We start from the raw sequence: 16,742 nt of genomic DNA on the forward strand, positions 1-16,742 counted from the left end.
GCGACGCTCCCACCTGTCGCAGTCCTTGATTCATCCATTGGCGGAAAACAGGTTATTCGGTTACTGTATGGGTATACAGCTATTCCGATTGCCTGCCATGCTTTGTCCTTTTCGGATTGGGGCAGGCGATCCCAGAAGTCAGAGGGACGAACCTTGGTCAATGTCGAACAATTGAAGAACAGCGTGAACCGTATGTCGGCGGACGTGGTCCGCGAGGCTGTCGTCGAATTGCGTCTGGATGGCCTGGTGACGGAAGGAAAAACTCCGTTCAACAAACTGCATTTCAATACCTGTTTTGCTGAAATCGAAGCCTTGTTTCAGCGTGCGGGCTATCACCGACAGCTGGATGTCGTGGGTTATCAAGGGTTGTTGTATGCGCTTTATGATCCGGGCCGCTGGGAGGCTGTTGACGTGCTGCGCTGGCTCAAGGAGTTTACCGACGCAGCAGCGCAGACGCAGTCGATACGGGCTTGAAGATTCTCTTCTAGGTTCGTTCCGGCCGCTGTTGGATAATGCCGCCCTGTATTGAGGGTTAGAGCTTTCGTATGTCCAGTTCATCTTTTTCTGCTGCACACAACCAGGCCAGCACGCTCTACTTGCCGCCTGGCCAGTGGCAGACCGTGCTCGATTGCCTATGCGAACACTTCAGCGCAATCGGCCGTGAACAATGGCTGGACAGAATTGCACGGGGTCGTGTTCTCGACGGTCAAGGCACTCCAATCGCCCGCGACCTGCCTTATAAGGAAGGCCTGCGGATTCACTATTTTCGGGAAGTGCCAGACGAAAAGCCGATTCCGGTCGTCGAGTCGATTCTGTACGCGGACGAACATTTAGTCGTAGCGGACAAACCGCATTTTCTACCCGTGACTCCAGCGGGTGAATACGTAGAGCAGACCCTGTTACGGCGGTTGATCCGTCGGCTGGATAACCCGCATCTGGTGCCTTTGCACCGCATTGACCGTCATACGGCAGGACTGGTGCTGTTCTCCGCCAACCCTCAGAGTCGTTCGGCATATCAGTCATTGTTTCCTACACGGCAGATTGAAAAGCGCTACGAGGCAATAGCCCCAGCGTTGCCTGAGCTGACCTTTCCATTGGTCCACAAAAGTCGGCTCATCGATGGCGAGCCTTTCTTCCGGATGCAGGAAGGCCCGGGTGTCAGCAATACCGAAACGGCTGTCGAGGTCAGGGAAAAGAATGGAGATCTCTGGCGTTATGCGCTTTACCCGGTGACGGGCAAGAAACATCAGTTGCGGGTGCACATGACCGCGCTGGGCGCGAGCATCTGCAATGACCCGTTCTATCCGCAGGTGCTCAAGAATGTTGAAGATGACTACACCAATCCCTTGAAGCTGCTCGCTCAGGGACTACGGTTTGTGGACCCGGTCACTGGTCAGGAAAGAGCATTCGAAAGCGCCATCACCCTGCAGTGGTGACGGCCGTTTTTCAGCCATGAAAAAACCCGCCAAAAGCGGGTTTTTCTATATCCGGTTGTTGCCGCAAAAATTACAACTCTTTAACGGTACGTACCTGATCCTTGTTGATGCGGGTGCGTTTGCCATCCAGTTGTTCGAATTCGTAGAAACCCGAATCCTTATCGTACTTGGGCGCGTCGACAGCCTGGATTTCTCGACCATCATTCAAGGTAATCACTGTAGGCGATGCGCAACCGGCGAGGGTGGCGAGGCCCAACGCGAGCATGAAAGTGCCGAGGGTCCGATGTGTCATGAGTGTGTCTCCGAATATGAATTCTTGTGGTTGCTGAGCTTGAGACGTGTGCAGCGCGTGCAAGTTCCTTCTTGTGTCAGTCTGACACAGTGCTGTGAGTACTTAATAGTTCTGGCGTATTGAGGTTGGCCAGGCGAGGGTCGTCGTCAGGACATTGCAAAGCAGTAGCACCCAATTTACGCATGAGGCGACCCGGGCTACGCTCACCGTTGTCCCAGGCTCGTTCGAAATCTGCCAGGAGTGCCACGGGGATCATACACAGCAGGGGTTCCCAATGTTCGCCATGGCGCAGCATCAACGGTTTATCCGGATGCTGGTTGGCAGTTTCGCGCATGCTATGCAGAAGAGCGGCATCGATACGCGGGACGTCACACGGCAAAACCAGCAAATGGGTATGGCGAGCAGCCCTCAAACCCGCACGAATACCGGCCAAGGGGCCCGGGAAGTCGCCTTCGTCGTCGTGCACCAACTGATCGGCATAAGGCGCGTACTTTTCCAGGTTTCTATTGCAGGAGATGATCAGGTTATCGCTCAGCAACCGGGTTTTGCGATGCAGGTGCGCAATCAGCGGCTCGCCGTGCCATTCCAGCAACCCTTTGTCCTGACCGCCCATGCGTTGGCCTCGGCCACCTGCCAGGAGCAGAATGGAGCAGGGCGGTAAATTCATATTCGAGGTCATGCCAGGTCTCCATGGGGGCGGCGAAAAAATGGGGCGCTGTGATATAACACCGGGCTGTTTCTCCTACAACTGGACGAGCCTATGAAAGCCAAGGCTGATGTACCTTTCGCCCCGCTGAACATTGCGGTGTTGACTGTCAGCGATACCCGTACCCTGGAAACCGACACGTCAGGCCAGGTCTTTGTCGACCGCTTGAGCGCCGCCGGTCATAACCTGGCTGCCCGGATATTGCTCAAAGATGACCTCTACAAAATTCGTGCGCAAGTTGCAAACTGGATTGCCGACGATGTCGTGCAGGTGGTGCTGATTACAGGAGGCACCGGGTTCACCGGACGCGACAGCACACCTGAAGCGGTGAGCTGCCTGCTGGACAAGCAGGTCGATGGTTTTGGTGAGCTGTTCCGGCAAATATCGGTGGCGGATATCGGCACTTCTACTGTCCAGTCCCGCGCCCTGGCCGGTCTGGCCAATGGCACCCTGGTCTGTTGCTTGCCGGGCTCGACCAATGCCGTGCGCACCGGTTGGGATGGCATCCTTGCCGAGCAGCTGGATTCGCGGCACCGACCGTGCAACTTCGTTCCTCATCTGAAACAGGCAGAGCCTTGTGAATCCCGTGGGTAAGCCAGGCAAGACTGGCAGCCTGATGCCCGTCGAGGTGGCACTGGCACGCCTGCTCGAAATGGCCGAGGCGTCACCGATCCGTGAACGTGAGTGCTTGCCATTGGCCCAGGTTGAGGGCCGTGTGCTGGCCGATGACCTGGTCTCGACGCTTGATCTGCCGCCTTGGTCGAACAGTGCCATGGACGGTTATGCCTTGCGCATGGCCGACTGGACGGGAGAACCGTTGGTGGTCAGTCAGAAGATTTTTGCAGGCCAGGCACCCGAGCCGCTGAAGCCAGGCACCTGTGCACGAATCTTCACCGGTGCGCCTGTTCCCGCGGGTGCCGATTGTGTCGAGATGCAAGAAAACGCCGAGGTCCAGGCGGATGACCGCGTTCGTTTCACTGAAACCATGGCCTGCGGACAAAACATCCGTCCACAAGGCCAGGAAACCACTGTCGGTGAACTGGTCCTTCCGGCCGGTACCCGCCTGGGGCCGATAGAACAGGGCCTGGCTGCATCGCTTGGGCGCGCAGAGCTGGAGGTGATTCGCAAGGTTCGCGTTGCGGTTCTGTCCACCGGCGACGAGTTGATCGAACCCGGTCAGGCGCTAGGGCCGGGCCAGATCTACAACAGTAATCGCGTGCTGCTCTGCAGCTGGTTGCAGCGCTTGGGTTGTGAAGTCATCGACGCCGGTATTCTTCCGGACAATCTGGATACCACGCGCGCTCGTCTTGACGAATTGAAGGGGGTCGATCTGATCCTCTCGACGGGTGGCGTATCGGTGGGCGAGGCTGACTTCCTGGGCCTTGCCTTGCGGGAAGAGGGCGAGCTGACATTGTGGAAGCTCGCCATCAAACCCGGTAAACCGCTGACGGTCGGGCACTTTCGCGGTGTACCCGTGATTGGTTTACCCGGCAACCCGGCGTCGACTCTGGTGACCTTTGCACTATTGGCGCGGGCCTACCTATTGCGCCGTCAGGGCGTAAAGGAGGTTGAGCCCTTGAAATTTCAGGTACTGGCCGGGTTTGCCTGGCCGAAAGCTGGCAATCGACGCGAGTATTTACGCGGGCGCCTGGAGAATGGTCGGGCAATCATCTACAAGAATCAGAGTTCTGGTGTGTTGCGCAGCGCCGCCTGGGCCGATGGCCTGGTGGAGGTGTTGGAGGATCGAACGCTGATCGAAGGCGACACCGTAAGCTTCATACCACTAAGCGAAGTTCTTGGCTGATCACGCAAACCCGGTTGAACCGGGTTTTGCGTTTATGGCTCACGCCTAATGAGCCAGCAGTGTCACGACCTGGTCGAAACGGCTATTGGCGATCCAGGCCAGAAGCCCGAGGACCACGGCTGTTCCACCCGCTGAATAGGCGAGCCGGTGCTTGATGGATTTGACGTCACCGCGGACCTCATCCATGTCTCGTCGGATGTATTCGAGGTGTGTCTCCAGCTCAACGACGCGAGGTTCCATATCAACTTCTCCAGTGGGGTTTGCGCTGCTTTTGAATTCGGTTTGATGCTGGGTGCGCTTTTCTGCGAACGATGCCACCGGAATGACCGGCGACCTGACGGTATGGCTTTGCATTTCACGTCCCTGTGTATGTCCTGCTAATGATTGATAACCAAGGTGTACCAATCACAGGGGGGCGGTCAATTGAGCCGATTCCTCACGTTTTGTAAGAAAAGTCCTGTTTTGTCGGACAGCAGACTGATCGACTTGAAGTAAATCAATTTCTTGCGACTTTTAGGGTGTGCATCGAGGTCAATATCTCCCGGCGGCGGTGATGGCACCTTGCGTGATATCGCCGATGCCATGGCTGAGCATTCGGCGCAGGCCAGCCTGGTGCTCTTGTCCCTGGGGACCGCCAACGATTTTTCCCGTGCCGCCGGCGTGCCTTTCGAACCTGCACAGGCATTGGAACTTCTCGACGTTTCGCCGAGCGCCATTGACTTGGGCGAGGTTCGCCGCTGCTGAGTGCGTTCGAAGCGGCTAATCGTCCAGGCTGATGATTTGCTCACGCACGGCGAACAGCACCAGGCCGGCCACGTCGTAGATCTGCAAACGCTTCATGATCTGCGAGCGATGGGTTTCGACAGTTTTGATGCTCAGGCCCAGGCCGTTAGCGATCTCCCGGGTGGATTTTCCGCGGACAATCAGTCGCAGGATTTCCAGCTGACGTGCCGTCAGATTGTGCGAGTCGGTTAGTTCCGCCTGGTTTTTCTGGGTTCGGGTCAGCGCCTGATTGATGACGGTGTGGGCGATAGCCGGGCTCAGGTAGCGCTCATTATTGCGCAAGGCATCCAGGGCGTGTTCGAGCTCGGTGGCCGTGGTGTCCTTGAGCAGATAGCCATGAGCACCGGATTCCAATGCCTGCATGATGAGTGCAGGATCGGTGTGCATTGACAGGATCAGCACCTTGCTCTGCGGACGTATCCGCTTCAGCCGCTGCAGTGCTTCAAGACCGCTGGTTTCCTTCATGGAAATATCCAGCAGTACGATGTCTGGAGACAGTTGCTCGACCATTTCAAGCAGCTGCGAGCCGTCGTTGGCCTCACCGATTACCGCGTAACCGGGAATATCCAGCACCAGAGCGCGCACGCCTGCCCTGATAAGCGAGTGGTCATCCACCAGAAGTAAGTTACAAGTCAATGCATAACCTTATTCGTACTGGCCCGTTCGAGGGCACGAGGCGCCCAAGGGAAAAGAGCTTCGATTTGAGTGCCTTTGCCGGGCTCGCTGGTAACACTCAGGGTACCACCCAGTTGACCGATTCGTTCCGCCATCCCGGCCATTCCGCGTTGCCCCTCACGACCGGGGTCGCTCGCCGGCGCGAACCCCAGCCCGTCGTCGCTGATCAACAGCATCAGGCCTTGAGGCAGACGTTGCAGGCGGACCAGCAGGTTATTCGCTTCGGCATGGCGCAGGATATTGGTCACCGCTTCCTGGGTGATTCGAAAGGCGGCCACCGCCATTTCTTCTGGAATACCGGTCAATCGTTGATGGCATTCCAGGCTCCAGTGCACCGGGGTATTGGCCAGTGTCTTGAGTAAATGCGCACGCAGACTGGCTTCCAATCCAAGGCTGGTCAGCTGCCTGGGATTGAGAATGGCTGATACATCACGCACTTTGGCCAGGGTTTCTTCCAGGGTGTCGCAGAGCACTGAACACTGCTCTTGAAGCTCTTCTGGCATTCGGCGTTTGAGCCAGTCACTTTGAAGTTTTGCCGCGGTGAGTAACTGGCCAATGTCGTCATGCAGCTCTCTGCTGAGGCGGTGACGTTCGTTTTCCTGAACCTCCAGCAGCCGGTCGGCCAGCTCTTGGGGCTGAAACTTTATCGATTTTCGTGACAGGCAATGCTTCGCCCAGACACACGTCAGTGCCGCAACGTTGAGCGCCAGCAGGCTCAATGGCAGGTGAATGGACAGGCTATAAACCAGCAGGCTTCCCAGCGCCGAGCCGGTACACAGCAGCAACGTAATCCGGCTCGCGTTTGCTCGGGAGGGTGGCCATAGGGTGATTGACTTGAGGCTGGCGTACATAGCAGATGGAGCCAATGGATGTTCGCTGCGGGCAGACCGGTCATGCTGGCTGACGGATCTCTGTCTTGTTGTTTGAGGCGGATTTCAGGGTGGGCGTATTTCAGTGCGCGAACCCGAGGGTTGAACGTACCGTACTGCATGACCTGGGATCACTTTGCCATTACTTGACGTCAACTAATGGTCGGCATAATAGCACTTAAGATACCGTTGGTCGCGTTTGGTATAAGCCTGCACTATCGAGAAATATGGCGTTCTGGAAGACGGTTCCATAATGGAAAAAAAGGCGGGTTGTTATCGTTGGAAGATGTCGATATTTATTGGGATTCAGTTTTCTGCTACCAGGCAAAACCCTAGTGACGAAAGAAATTCAGCGGTCGACAGGATTGGTTAATTATTCAGGGTTGTCGTCATTGGGTATGAAATATTCAATTGCGACATGAGGATGCATAAGTTGCAGCGCCTCATGGCAATAAAAATTCCGCGCACGGCATAGTTCTCCGTTGAACTTAAGCTTGCCTGCCTGAATAGGAAACCAGCGTGAACGGTTTGGAGTTAACCGTCGGCTGGAAATGACTTTGCCCGACCTGAAAGGCGAAGGCTTCGATCAAAGTGGTCTGCTCACTGTCATCAAGGCTGAGCTGGCCCGTGGTCTGATCAATGAGCTCAAGTTGCCAGGCGATCAGCGTCAAACAGTCTTTGAGCGCGTCCAGGGCTTGATCGTGAAGGTCCATGTGGTTCTGGGCATGGTTCAGCAAACCATGAATGTGCAATGAAAACTCCGACACAGCCGCCAGAGCCAGGGCATCCGCCTTGCTGGCCAGTTTGAGGAGGGTGCTCAGCATGCAGTCGATGGCGTCTTTGTCATTGCTGATCAGTTTCAAATGACTCAGGCATTCTTCGGTTTTGGCCAGGAGTGTTTCAGCCTCGACGAGAAATTCAGGGAGCCGTTGAGCCCACTCTTTACGGTCGTTCGGCATGCTTATTTCCACCACGTCATGTCAAATGAGGGAATGCCATGTGTGTCGCCAAGGACGAGAATTGTCCTGGTGTTACATCGCCCTGGGATCGCGCGTCGGTTGGCCTGTGTAAAGGCTGAGGAACACGAGAGGGTGGATGACCACTTACCTGCGATCGCACACAAAAGCCTGACTCCGTTCATGCAATGAGAATAGCGTCACATTAATGGCTATCGGATATTGCGAATATCAGGTTGTGCCTGACTGTTGCTAGGGGAATCCCTTACACAGGGGAACCAAACGATCGAACGGAGGTCGCGTCGCTGGGAATGAAGCAGATGAAATCACAGGGCCAGTAAAGCATGATGTTAATGTGACATCAATGATTGGTCGTGACATTTTGTACGGGGTCAAGGTCCGGCAAACACAGCCGATAACCTTCTTTAATGAAATCACCAGAACAAGACCAGGAGTCATAGATGGCCGGCATTCTCGACGCGGTAGACCAACGCACGCAACTAGTGGGTGAGAATCGCCTGGAAATACTGATGTTCCGGCTGGCCGGACGGCAGTTGTTCGCAATCAACGTCTTTAAAGTGCAAGAAGTCCTGCAACTGCCAAAGTTGACCCTGATGCCCCAGCGTCACCCGTTTGTTTGCGGCGTGGTCAACCTGCGTGGCCAGACCCTGCCGGTGATCGACTTGTCCCAGGCGATCGGCATGCGTCCATTGGTGCCAAGCGCCACCAGTACGATCATCGTCACCGAATACAACCGCTCGGTGCAGGCGTTTCTGGTCGGTGGTGTCGATCGCATCGTCAACATGAACTGGGAGGCCATTCTGCCGCCGCCGACCAGCGCCGGCCGCCAGCATTACTTGACCGCCATCAGCAAGGTCGACGACCAGTTGGTGGAAATCATCGACGTCGAAAAAGTCCTGGCCGAAATCGTGCCGTATAACGCCAAGGTCTCTCGCGAAAAACTCGCAGACCCGGTACTGGAGCGCGCCCGTGGCCGTGAGGTGTTGCTGGTCGATGACTCAAACGTAGCCCTGGCGCAATTGCGCGAAACGCTGGGTCAGTTGGGTGTGAAGATGCACATCGCCAGCGATGGCTTAAAGGCGCTGAACATGCTCAAGGCGTGGGCCGATAGCGGCATATCCATGACCGACAAACTGCTGATGGTCTTCACCGACGCTGAAATGCCGGAAATGGATGGTTATCGCCTGACCACCGAAATCCGTAACGATCCGCGTCTGCGCGGCCTTTATGTGGTGTTGCACACGTCATTGTCCGGCAGCTTCAACGATTCGATGGTCAAGAAGGTCGGCTGCGACAACTTTCTCTCGAAATTCCAGCCGGACAAACTCGTCGACGTGGTGCGCCAACGCCTGATGCTCGACGAAGTGCCCGCCTGAGCATGATGCAGTCCTTGTGGGATCGCTTCCTGTAGCAGCTGGCGAAGCCTGCGTTCGGCGGCGCAGCCGTCGTGAGACCTGTGCCCGAGGTGTTTCTGATGCACCGCGTCGGGTGATTTCACGACGGCTGCGCCGCCGAACGCAGGCTTCGCCAGCTGCTACAAATCGCGTGCCGTATGGTATTCACCGCCATGAAAAACCAGAGCGAATACCAACCAATCTCCCACCGTTTTTTTTGCCTTTGATTCAATGATCTAGCTCGTATAGGGTGGCGTTTTCACCTACCAGGGAGTTGGCCATGTTGCGTCTGAGCGCGCTTTATCGTTATCCGTTGAAATCCGGCAAGGGCGAGACCTTGCAACAGGTCGGCCTCGACAAACTGGGGCTCGACGGTGACCGACGCTGGATGCTGGTGGACGAGGCCAGCGGGCGTTTTCTGACTCAGCGTGCGGTGGCGCAGATGAGCCAGTTGTCGGCACTGTGGAATGCCAGCGGCGGCTTGACCCTCACGGCTCCGGGCCATTCACCCATCGATGTCGCGTTGCCTGCACGCGAAGCTGAACTGCGTGGCGTGACCATCTGGCGCGATACCTTGCGCGTGCCCGATGCTGGCGACGAGGCGGCGGCCTGGGTCAGTGAGTTCATCGGTAAACCGACACGCTTGGTGCAAGTGCCGCTGGACCGCGCGCGGATGACACAGTCCGGTTATGGCAAGGACGACGATCAGGTGGCATTCGCCGATGGTTTCCCGCTGCTGCTGATCGGACAGGCGTCGCTGGAAGATTTGTCGCAGAAGGTTGGCCGTTCGCTGGAAATGTTGCGCTTCCGGCCGAATCTGGTGATCGAGGGCAGCGAAGCCTTTGCAGAGGATGGCTGGAGGCGTATCCGCATCGGCGATATCGAGTTCCGTGTGGTCAAGCCGTGTTCGCGCTGCATTCTGACCACCATCGACCCGCAGACCGGTTTACGCAGCGAAGATAAAGAACCGCTGGCGACCTTGCAGAAGTACCGCGCCGAGGCTGATGGCGCGATGTTTGGCCAGAATCTGGTCAACGACGGTAATGGCCGGCTCGAAGTCGGGATGCCGGTGACAATCCTCGAGTAAAAGCCCTCACATGAAAAATGCCCGTGTCGTTGGACACGGGCATTTTTTTTGTCGCTGTGAAAACCCGGGGTTTTAGCCGCGGTATTCGCACAGGTAAGCGGTGTCTACGGCCACTTTCAGCTGGAACTTGCTGTTGGCAGGCACGTTGAACTGGCTGCCAGCGGCGAAGGTTTCCCAATCGCTGCTATCGGGCAGTTTGACGGTCAGGGCGCCGCTCACCACGTGCATGATTTCGCGCTGGCTGGTACCGAATTCGTATTCGCCCGGTGCCATGACGCCGATGGTTGCCGGACCTTCAGCGGTGCCAAAGGCGATCGACTTGACGGTGCCGTCGAAGTACTCGTTGACTTTAAACATGGGCGATTCCTCGAAAAGGGCTTAAAAGGGCCGGCCAGTATGCACAAGGCCCTCGGTGCCGTCACCACTCTAGACGGGGAGAATCAACGGTAATAACCGAGCGGTATTGCGCGCGTCTTCCAGTGCCCGGTGTTGCTGGCCAGTGAACTGCAGGCCCGCCAGTTGCAGAGCAGCGTTGAGTCCCAGTGGGCGTTCAAGGCGACGGGCCTTGGCAAATCGCTGCTTGAGGTTCATGTGCGGCACCCGGCTCAGGGCGCTATCCAGTTGCAGGCGTTGCCATTCCTGAAGCAGCTGCTTGCGATCGTAATCGCCCCAGCTGGCCCAGCCTTGCAGACGCGAGTGATGGTGGTCGAGCCAGCGCTCGAACGCGGGCCAGACCTCGCTCAGAGACTGTGCCGCGTCGATATTGGCCTGGGTGATGTGCGTCAGCTCCCGACAAAATGGAGTCAGCAGCGGCCGACGCAGTGGGCGGACGAAACGCTGGAAATGATCCAGTTCCCGACCTTTGCGGTCCACCAGGGTGGCGCCGATTTCGATGATTTCCATTTCCGTTACTGGCCAGCCACCCTCATCGGTGGTGGCTTCCAGATCAATGACCAACCAATGAGGCATCGCAGGGTTCCTGGTATCCGCGTCCTGATAGGGCTTGAGCGTAGCCAAACCCGACGGATCCGCCTAGCGGCTTATTCGACCTCCAGCAAAATCTGACGGTTTTTCACCTGGTCGCCGACACTGACCTGCAGGCGTTTGAGCACGCCGTCGATGCCAGCCTTGAGCGGGTGTTCCATTTTCATGGCTTCCAGCACCACCAGCAGCTGGCCTTTGCTGACCGTGCTGCCCTCACTGACCAGCACGTCGACGATCGCCCCGTCCATCGGCGCTTTGAGGGTGCCGGAGCTGACGCTGACCTGACTGCTGACCACGGCGTGCGTGCGATCCACCAGCCGCAGGCTGCCAGGGCGGGTGAACAACCAGAGTTGCCCTGCTTCCAGGCGATAGGCATGGCATCGGCGGATGCCGTCGATCATCAGGGTTGCCCGGTGCCCATCGCTCTGAATGACCTGCAATTGCAGCGTGCGCGCGCCGACTTGAATCCGATACGGTGCGCCCGGCACAGCGTTCAGTTCCACCGGCCAATCCTGATCGTCCAGGCCGATGCGATAGTTCAACGGCACGCTGGCATTGTTACGCCAGCCCGCCAGGGGGGCGCGGTGATGTTGCGCCGAGACCTGATAGAACAGTGCCGCAGCGATGGCCAGTTCTTCGGCGCTCGGCACGACCGGATGCAGGCAGGGATGGTCAGCGAAACAGGCCGGGATGAATCCGGTACTGAACTCACCGCTGATGAACTGTGGGTGCTCCAGTAAACCGGCAAGCAAGCGCTGATTGCTCTGGATGCCCAGTAATACGCTGTCCTGAACCGCCCGTAGCAGCTTGCGTCGGGCTTCTTCGCGGGTAGCGCCATGCGCGATGAGCTTGCCCAGCATCGGGTCATAAAACGGGCTGACGTGTTGGCCTTCGATCAGGCCGTGGTCGATCCGTACGCCAGCCTGCAACGCGGGTTCCCATGCGCTGATACGTCCGGTCTGAGGCAGAAAACCCCGGGCCGGGTCTTCGGCGTACAGGCGCACTTCCATCGCATGCCCGTTCAGCTGCACCTGCTCCTGTCGCAACGGCAACGGCAGTCCTTCGGCGACGTGCAGCTGCCATGCCACCAGATCGAGTCCGGTGATCAGTTCGGTCACCGGGTGTTCCACCTGCAGCCGGGTATTCATCTCAAGAAAGTAAAATTGCCCGCACGCATCCAGCAGAAACTCCACGGTGCCGGCACCGACATAATTCACCGCCCGACCCGCCTTGAGCGCGGCTTCACCCATCGCCTGACGCAATTCGACCGTCATGATCGGGCAGGGCGCTTCTTCGATGATTTTTTGGTGACGACGCTGGATCGAGCAATCGCGCTCGCCCAGATAAATCAGATTGCCCTGCTGGTCGCCGAACACCTGCACCTCGACATGCCGCGGATCGATCAACGCCTGTTCGAGGATCAGTTCGGCGCTGCCAAACCCGTGCAGCGCTTCGGAGCGTGCGGTGCGCAGCTGTTCCAGCAAATCGCTCGCGTGGTGCACCAGACGCATGCCGCGCCCGCCACCGCCGGCACTGGCCTTGATCATCAGCGGATAGCCGATGCGTTCGGCTTCGCCGCTCAGGGTCGCGTCGTCCTGCTCGGTACCTTGATAACCTTTGATGCACGGCACGCCTGCATTGATCATGGCGAGTTTCGACAGGCGTTTGCTGCCCATCAGCGTGATGGCTTCGGCGCTGGGGCCAATGAAGGTGATGCCGGCATGTTCGCAGGCGAGGGCGAATTCAGCGTTTTCCGAGAGGAAGCCGTAGCCGGGATGAATCGCGTCGGCCCCTGTGCGCCGGGCAGCGTCGAGGATGGCGGGGATGTTCAGATACGACTGCTGCACCGGGGCCAGGCCGATGTTGACGGCTTCGTCGGCCATCTGAACATGCAGGGCGTCGGTGTCGGCTTCGCTGAAGATTGCGACGGTGCGGTAGCCCAACGCCTGGGCGGTGCGCTGGATGCGGCAGGCGATTTCACCGCGGTTGGCGATCAGGATCTTTTTGAGGGCGGGCATGGGGTCTTCCCTTAAATTTTGCGGTGAAGGTGATGGCCTCATCGCGAGCAAGCTCGCTCCCACAGTTGAAACGGATTCCATTGTGGGGGAGCCTGCTCGCGAAGCTTTTAAAGGGCCCACCCCGGTTTACGCTTTTGCACAAAGGCCTGGGTTCCCTCAATGCCTTCCTCCCCGGTCACCGCCTCGCTGAACCATTCGGCCGCTTCATCCAATAGTCCTCCCGAAGGCTGTCCGGCACTCGCCAGCAAAAGTTTTTTAGTCACCGCATTCGCCCCCGGTGCGCAGCACAGTACATGGGCCAGGATTTCATCGAGACGCTCGGCCAACGCTTGCGCGTCATGCTCGACAAAATGCACCAGCCCCATACGCCGCGCCTGGGTGCCATCGAACCGCGCCGCTGTCAGGGCCAATCGCCGAGCCTGGGTCAGACCGATGCGCTGAACCACGAACGGCACGATCTGCGCGGGCAGCAAACCGAGGCTGGTTTCCGGCAGACCGAATTGCGCCTGATGATCAGCCAATGCGACATCGCTGACGCAGGCCAGGCCCAGACCACCGCCGAGCACCGCGCCTTGCAGCACCGTGATCACCACTTGCGGTGCGTGTTGCACCTCTTGCAGCAGCGCGCCGAACGCTCGATTCAAATCGCGGTACGCCGACGGACCTTGAGCACGGGCGTTGGCCATGTCCTTGATGTCGCCACCGGCGCAAAAATGCCCGCCGGCGCCGCCAATCACCAACGCACGAATCTCACGGTCGTCGCGCACGGCCAACAACACCGCACGCAGTTCGGCGACCATCAGCAGGCTCATGGCGTTGCGGCTTTGCGGGCGATTGAGGGTGATGTGCAGAACGCCGTTATGCGGTTCGAGCAGCAAGGTCTGGCAATCGGGCAAGGTATTCATTTGTTTTTCCCCGGCAGGATGCCCATGAGTTTGCAGATGATCCCCAGCATGATTTCGTCAGCGCCACCACCGATCGACACCAGCCGCACATCGCGATAGGCCCGGGCCACCGGGTTGTCCCACATGAAGCCCATGCCACCCCAATATTGCAGGCAACTGTCGCTGACTTCGCGGCCCAGCCGCCCGGCCTTGAGTTTGGCCATGGAGGCCAGACGCGTGACGTCCTGGCCTTTGATGTATTGCTCGGTGGCCTGATAGACCAATGCACGCAGGCATTCAATTTCGGTTTGCAGTTCGGCCAGGCGAAAATGGATCACCTGGTTGTCGATCAGCGCATTGCCGAAGGTTTTGCGCTCCTTGCAGTACTCGATGGTGCTGTCGACGCAATATTCCAGGCCCTTGATCATGTTCGCTGCGCCGAACAGACGTTCTTCCTGAAACTGCAGCATCTGCATCATGAAACCCGCGCCTTCATGGCCGATGCGGTTGCGTTGCGGAACGCGCACGTTGTCGAAAAACACCTGGGCGGTTTCCGAACTGCGCATGCCGAGCTTGTCGAGGTGCGAGCTGAGGCTGATCCCGGGCGTGTTCATCGGCACCATGATCAGCGACTTGTTGATGTGCGGTTTGTCGTCCGAGGTATTGGCCAACAGACACATGAAATCGGCATTTGGCGAGTTGGTGATCCACATCTTGCTGCCGTTGATCACGTAGTCATCGCCGTCCTTGCGGGCAGTGGTTTTCAACCCGGCCACGTCGGATCCGGCACCGACTTCGGAGACGCCGATGCAGCCGATCTGTTCGCCGGTGATCGCCGGACGCAGAAACTCGTCGCGTAATTCATCGGAGCCAAAACGCGCCAGCGCCGGGGTGCACATATCGGTTTGCACGCCGATGGACATCGGAATGCCGCCGCAATGAATGGTGCCGAACTCTTCAGCCGCGACGATGGAGTAGCTGTAGTCGAGCCCCATGCCACCGAATTTTTCCGGTTTGGAAATCCCCAGCAGGCCAAGCTCGCCGGCCTTGCGAAAGATGTCATGGATCGGAAAACGCCCGGCTTTTTCCCATTCATCGACGTGCGGATTGATCTCCTGATCGACGAATTGGCGGACGGTGCGACGCAGCGCTTCGTGTTCCTGGGTGAAGATCATTTTTATTATTCCCCTCTGATCCCTATGGTTCCCGCACTTATTAAAAACGCGCGACACCAAAACTGTTGGCTTGCAGCGGCCGCACTTGGGCCTCGTGGCAGATATCCAGCAAGTAGCCAAGCAAGGTCCGGGTATCCCGCGGATCAATCAACCCGTCGTCCCACAGATTGGCGCTGCTGTAGAGCGCCGTGGACTGGCTGTCGAGTTTTTGTGCGGTGACCTGTTCCAGCATGTCGAGCATTTTCGGGTCGGGTACCAGCCCGTCTTTGGCCTGTTTCGCCTCGGTGACAATTCGCAATACCATGCCCGCTTGGGCGCCACCCATCACTGCTGTGCGGCTGTTGGGCCAGGCGAAGATGAAACGCGGGTCGAGGCCGCGACCGCACATCGCATAGTTGCCGGCGCCATAGGAGCCACCGACGACGACGGTCAGTTTGGGTACGCGGGCGTTGGCCACCGCTTGAATCATCTTGGCGCCGTGCTTGATCACGCCTTGCTGTTCCGACTCGGTGCCGACCATGAAACCGGTGGTGTTGTGGAAAAACAGCAGCGGCGTCTGACTCTGGTCGCAGAGCTGAATGAACTGCGCCGCCTTGCTCGCCCCCTTGGGCGTGATCGGTCCATTGTTGCCGATCAAACCACAGGCGCGGCCCTGAATCTGCAGATGACCGCAAATGGTGTGCTGATCGAACTCGCTTTTGAATTCGAGGAAGTTCGACGCATCGGCAATCCGCGCGATGATCTCGCGCACGTCGTAGGGTTTTTTTGCGTCGTCGGGAATCAGCCCGAGCAACTCGTCGATGGGGTAGAGCGGTTCTTCCCAGCGCCGCTCGGGCAAACGGGGCAATTGATCGTTCCACGGCAGCAGGCTGACAATCTCACGTACCTGGCGCACGCCATCGGCGTCGTTCTCGGCCAGGTATTCAGCCGTGCCAGCGGTTTGCGCGTGCATCTGGGCACCGCCCAGTTCTTCGTCGGTGGCGACTTCGCCTGTCGCCGCTTTCAGCAGGGGCGGGCCGGCCAGGAACAGCTTGGCCTTGCCACGTACCACCACCACGTAATCCGACAAGCCAGGTTGATAAGCACCGCCCGCCGTGGCGGAGCCATGGACCACCGTGATTTGCGGTAACCCCATGGCCGACATCCGTGCCTGATTGGCAAAGCTGCGTGCGCCTTCGACAAAAATCTCCGCGGCGTAATTGAGGTTGGCACCACCGCTTTCAGCGAGGGTGATCACCGGTAGTTTGTTTTCCATGGCGATCTGTTGCAGGCGCAACGATTTTTTCAGGCCGCTGGGGGAAATGGTCCCGCCCTTGATGGCGCTGTTGTTCGCCACCACCAGCACCCGTACGCCGGACACGTAACCGATACCGGCGATCAAACCGCCACCGGCCGCGCTGCCGTCCTTGTCGTCATACAGTTTGTAGCCGGCCAGGCTCGCCAGTTCGAGGAACGGCGCACCCGGGTCGAGCAATAGATTTAGCCGTTCACGAGGCAGTAGCTGCCCGCGCTTGTCGAACTTGGGTTTGGACTCAAAAGCCTTGTTCAGCAGATTTTGTTCGAGCTCGCGGACTTGCTCGATCCCTACCAGCATCGCCGCGCGATTGCGGGCGAACTGCTCGCTGAAGGGGTCCACTTGCGACTGGATGACCGGCATG

At 58.2% G+C, this 16,742-nt stretch carries 18 protein-coding genes and 1 pseudogene; 7 read left to right on the top strand and 12 right to left on the bottom strand.

What is annotated here, in order from left to right; translation table 11 throughout:
- Positions 1–153 precede the first annotated feature (153 nt).
- A complete protein-coding gene (locus ACM6IR_RS21250; RefSeq protein WP_414909510.1) occupies positions 154–474 on the top strand; it encodes a transcriptional regulator in 321 nt (106 codons plus the stop codon).
- 71 nt (positions 475–545) lie between these two features.
- On the top strand, positions 546–1,436 hold the full coding sequence (locus ACM6IR_RS21255; protein ID WP_414909511.1) for a pseudouridine synthase: 891 nt from the start codon (positions 546–548) through the stop codon (positions 1,434–1,436).
- Positions 1,437–1,506: 70 nt separating this feature from the next.
- Here ACM6IR_RS21255 and ACM6IR_RS21260 read toward each other — a convergent pair whose 3' ends face one another.
- Positions 1,507–1,728 carry a YgdI/YgdR family lipoprotein gene (locus ACM6IR_RS21260; RefSeq protein WP_414909512.1) on the bottom strand — a complete coding sequence of 74 codons (222 nt, stop codon included), beginning with the start codon at positions 1,726–1,728 and terminating at the stop codon, positions 1,507–1,509.
- A gap of 76 nt (positions 1,729–1,804) precedes the next feature.
- On the bottom strand, positions 1,805–2,407 hold the full coding sequence (gene mobA / locus ACM6IR_RS21265; RefSeq protein WP_414909513.1) for a molybdenum cofactor guanylyltransferase MobA: 603 nt from the start codon (positions 2,405–2,407) through the stop codon (positions 1,805–1,807).
- A gap of 81 nt (positions 2,408–2,488) precedes the next feature.
- Between mobA and moaB the strand changes: the two genes are divergently transcribed.
- Both moaB and glp read left to right on the top strand, forming a co-directional pair.
- Positions 2,489–3,028, top strand: a complete 540-nt coding sequence (gene moaB, locus ACM6IR_RS21270; RefSeq protein ID WP_414909514.1) for a molybdenum cofactor biosynthesis protein B — start codon at positions 2,489–2,491, stop codon at positions 3,026–3,028.
- Positions 3,029–3,050: 22 nt separating this feature from the next.
- Entirely contained in the window at positions 3,051–4,238 is a 1,188-nt protein-coding gene (gene glp / locus ACM6IR_RS21275) for a gephyrin-like molybdotransferase Glp (RefSeq protein ID WP_414909639.1), read from the top strand.
- A gap of 45 nt (positions 4,239–4,283) precedes the next feature.
- Here the strand turns inward: glp and ACM6IR_RS21280 are convergent, their stop codons facing one another.
- Positions 4,284–4,592, bottom strand: a complete 309-nt coding sequence (locus ACM6IR_RS21280) for a hypothetical protein (protein WP_414909515.1) — start codon at positions 4,590–4,592, stop codon at positions 4,284–4,286.
- Between the two features lie 180 nt (positions 4,593–4,772).
- Between ACM6IR_RS21280 and ACM6IR_RS21285 the strand changes: the two are divergent.
- A pseudogene (locus ACM6IR_RS21285) lies at positions 4,773–4,970 on the top strand (diacylglycerol kinase family protein); the annotation flags it as partial.
- Between the two features lie 27 nt (positions 4,971–4,997).
- Here ACM6IR_RS21285 and ACM6IR_RS21290 read toward each other — a convergent pair.
- From ACM6IR_RS21290 to ACM6IR_RS21300, 3 genes are all read right to left on the bottom strand, one after another.
- The gene (locus ACM6IR_RS21290; protein WP_414909516.1) at positions 4,998–5,657 is read right to left on the bottom strand and encodes a response regulator; all 660 of its coding nucleotides are present in this window, start codon (positions 5,655–5,657) and stop codon (positions 4,998–5,000) included.
- Positions 5,654–6,547, bottom strand: coding sequence for a sensor histidine kinase (locus ACM6IR_RS21295; RefSeq protein WP_414909640.1), 894 nt, complete (start codon positions 6,545–6,547; stop codon positions 5,654–5,656). The genes ACM6IR_RS21290 and ACM6IR_RS21295 overlap by 4 nt, the downstream gene beginning before the upstream one ends.
- 506 nt (positions 6,548–7,053) lie before the next feature.
- Positions 7,054–7,524, bottom strand: a complete 471-nt coding sequence (locus ACM6IR_RS21300; protein ID WP_414909517.1) for a hypothetical protein — start codon at positions 7,522–7,524, stop codon at positions 7,054–7,056.
- A gap of 458 nt (positions 7,525–7,982) precedes the next feature.
- On the opposite strand from ACM6IR_RS21300, the gene ACM6IR_RS21305 reads away from it, so the two are divergent.
- Together ACM6IR_RS21305 and ACM6IR_RS21310 are read left to right on the top strand one after the other, a co-directional pair.
- Complete coding sequence (locus ACM6IR_RS21305; protein WP_414909518.1) at positions 7,983–8,918, top strand: chemotaxis protein CheV; 936 nt, start codon at positions 7,983–7,985, stop codon at positions 8,916–8,918.
- Positions 8,919–9,216: 298 nt separating this feature from the next.
- Positions 9,217–10,023, top strand: coding sequence for an MOSC domain-containing protein (locus ACM6IR_RS21310; RefSeq protein WP_414909519.1), 807 nt, complete (start codon positions 9,217–9,219; stop codon positions 10,021–10,023).
- A gap of 72 nt (positions 10,024–10,095) precedes the next feature.
- Here ACM6IR_RS21310 and ACM6IR_RS21315 read toward each other — a convergent pair whose 3' ends face one another.
- The 6 genes from ACM6IR_RS21315 to atuC all read right to left on the bottom strand — a co-directional run bounded on the left by ACM6IR_RS21315 (position 10,096) and on the right by atuC (position 16,741).
- On the bottom strand, positions 10,096–10,380 hold the full coding sequence (locus ACM6IR_RS21315) for a pyrimidine/purine nucleoside phosphorylase (RefSeq protein ID WP_007940055.1): 285 nt from the start codon (positions 10,378–10,380) through the stop codon (positions 10,096–10,098).
- 69 nt (positions 10,381–10,449) lie between these two features.
- Positions 10,450–10,992: an exonuclease domain-containing protein gene (locus ACM6IR_RS21320; RefSeq protein WP_414909520.1), complete on the bottom strand. Its 543-nt coding sequence runs from the start codon at positions 10,990–10,992 to the stop codon at positions 10,450–10,452.
- 71 nt (positions 10,993–11,063) lie between these two features.
- Positions 11,064–13,025: an acetyl/propionyl/methylcrotonyl-CoA carboxylase subunit alpha gene (locus ACM6IR_RS21325; RefSeq protein WP_414909521.1), complete on the bottom strand. Its 1,962-nt coding sequence runs from the start codon at positions 13,023–13,025 to the stop codon at positions 11,064–11,066.
- Between the two features lie 107 nt (positions 13,026–13,132).
- Positions 13,133–13,930 (bottom strand): enoyl-CoA hydratase/isomerase family protein, encoded by a 798-nt coding sequence (locus ACM6IR_RS21330; RefSeq protein ID WP_414909522.1) that lies wholly within the window; start codon positions 13,928–13,930, stop codon positions 13,133–13,135.
- The gene (gene atuD / locus ACM6IR_RS21335; RefSeq protein ID WP_414909523.1) at positions 13,927–15,084 is read right to left on the bottom strand and encodes a citronellyl-CoA dehydrogenase; all 1,158 of its coding nucleotides are present in this window, start codon (positions 15,082–15,084) and stop codon (positions 13,927–13,929) included. Before atuD ends, ACM6IR_RS21330 begins: the two co-directional genes overlap by 4 nt.
- A 40-nt stretch (positions 15,085–15,124) precedes the next feature.
- Positions 15,125–16,741, bottom strand: a complete 1,617-nt coding sequence (gene atuC / locus ACM6IR_RS21340; RefSeq protein WP_414909524.1) for a geranyl-CoA carboxylase subunit beta — start codon at positions 16,739–16,741, stop codon at positions 15,125–15,127.
- Between the last annotated feature and the right edge of the window lies 1 nt (position 16,742).

The organism is Pseudomonas sp. IT-P253, assembly GCF_949768125.1.
In the GTDB taxonomy this organism is placed as follows: Bacteria; Pseudomonadota; Gammaproteobacteria; order Pseudomonadales; family Pseudomonadaceae; genus Aquipseudomonas.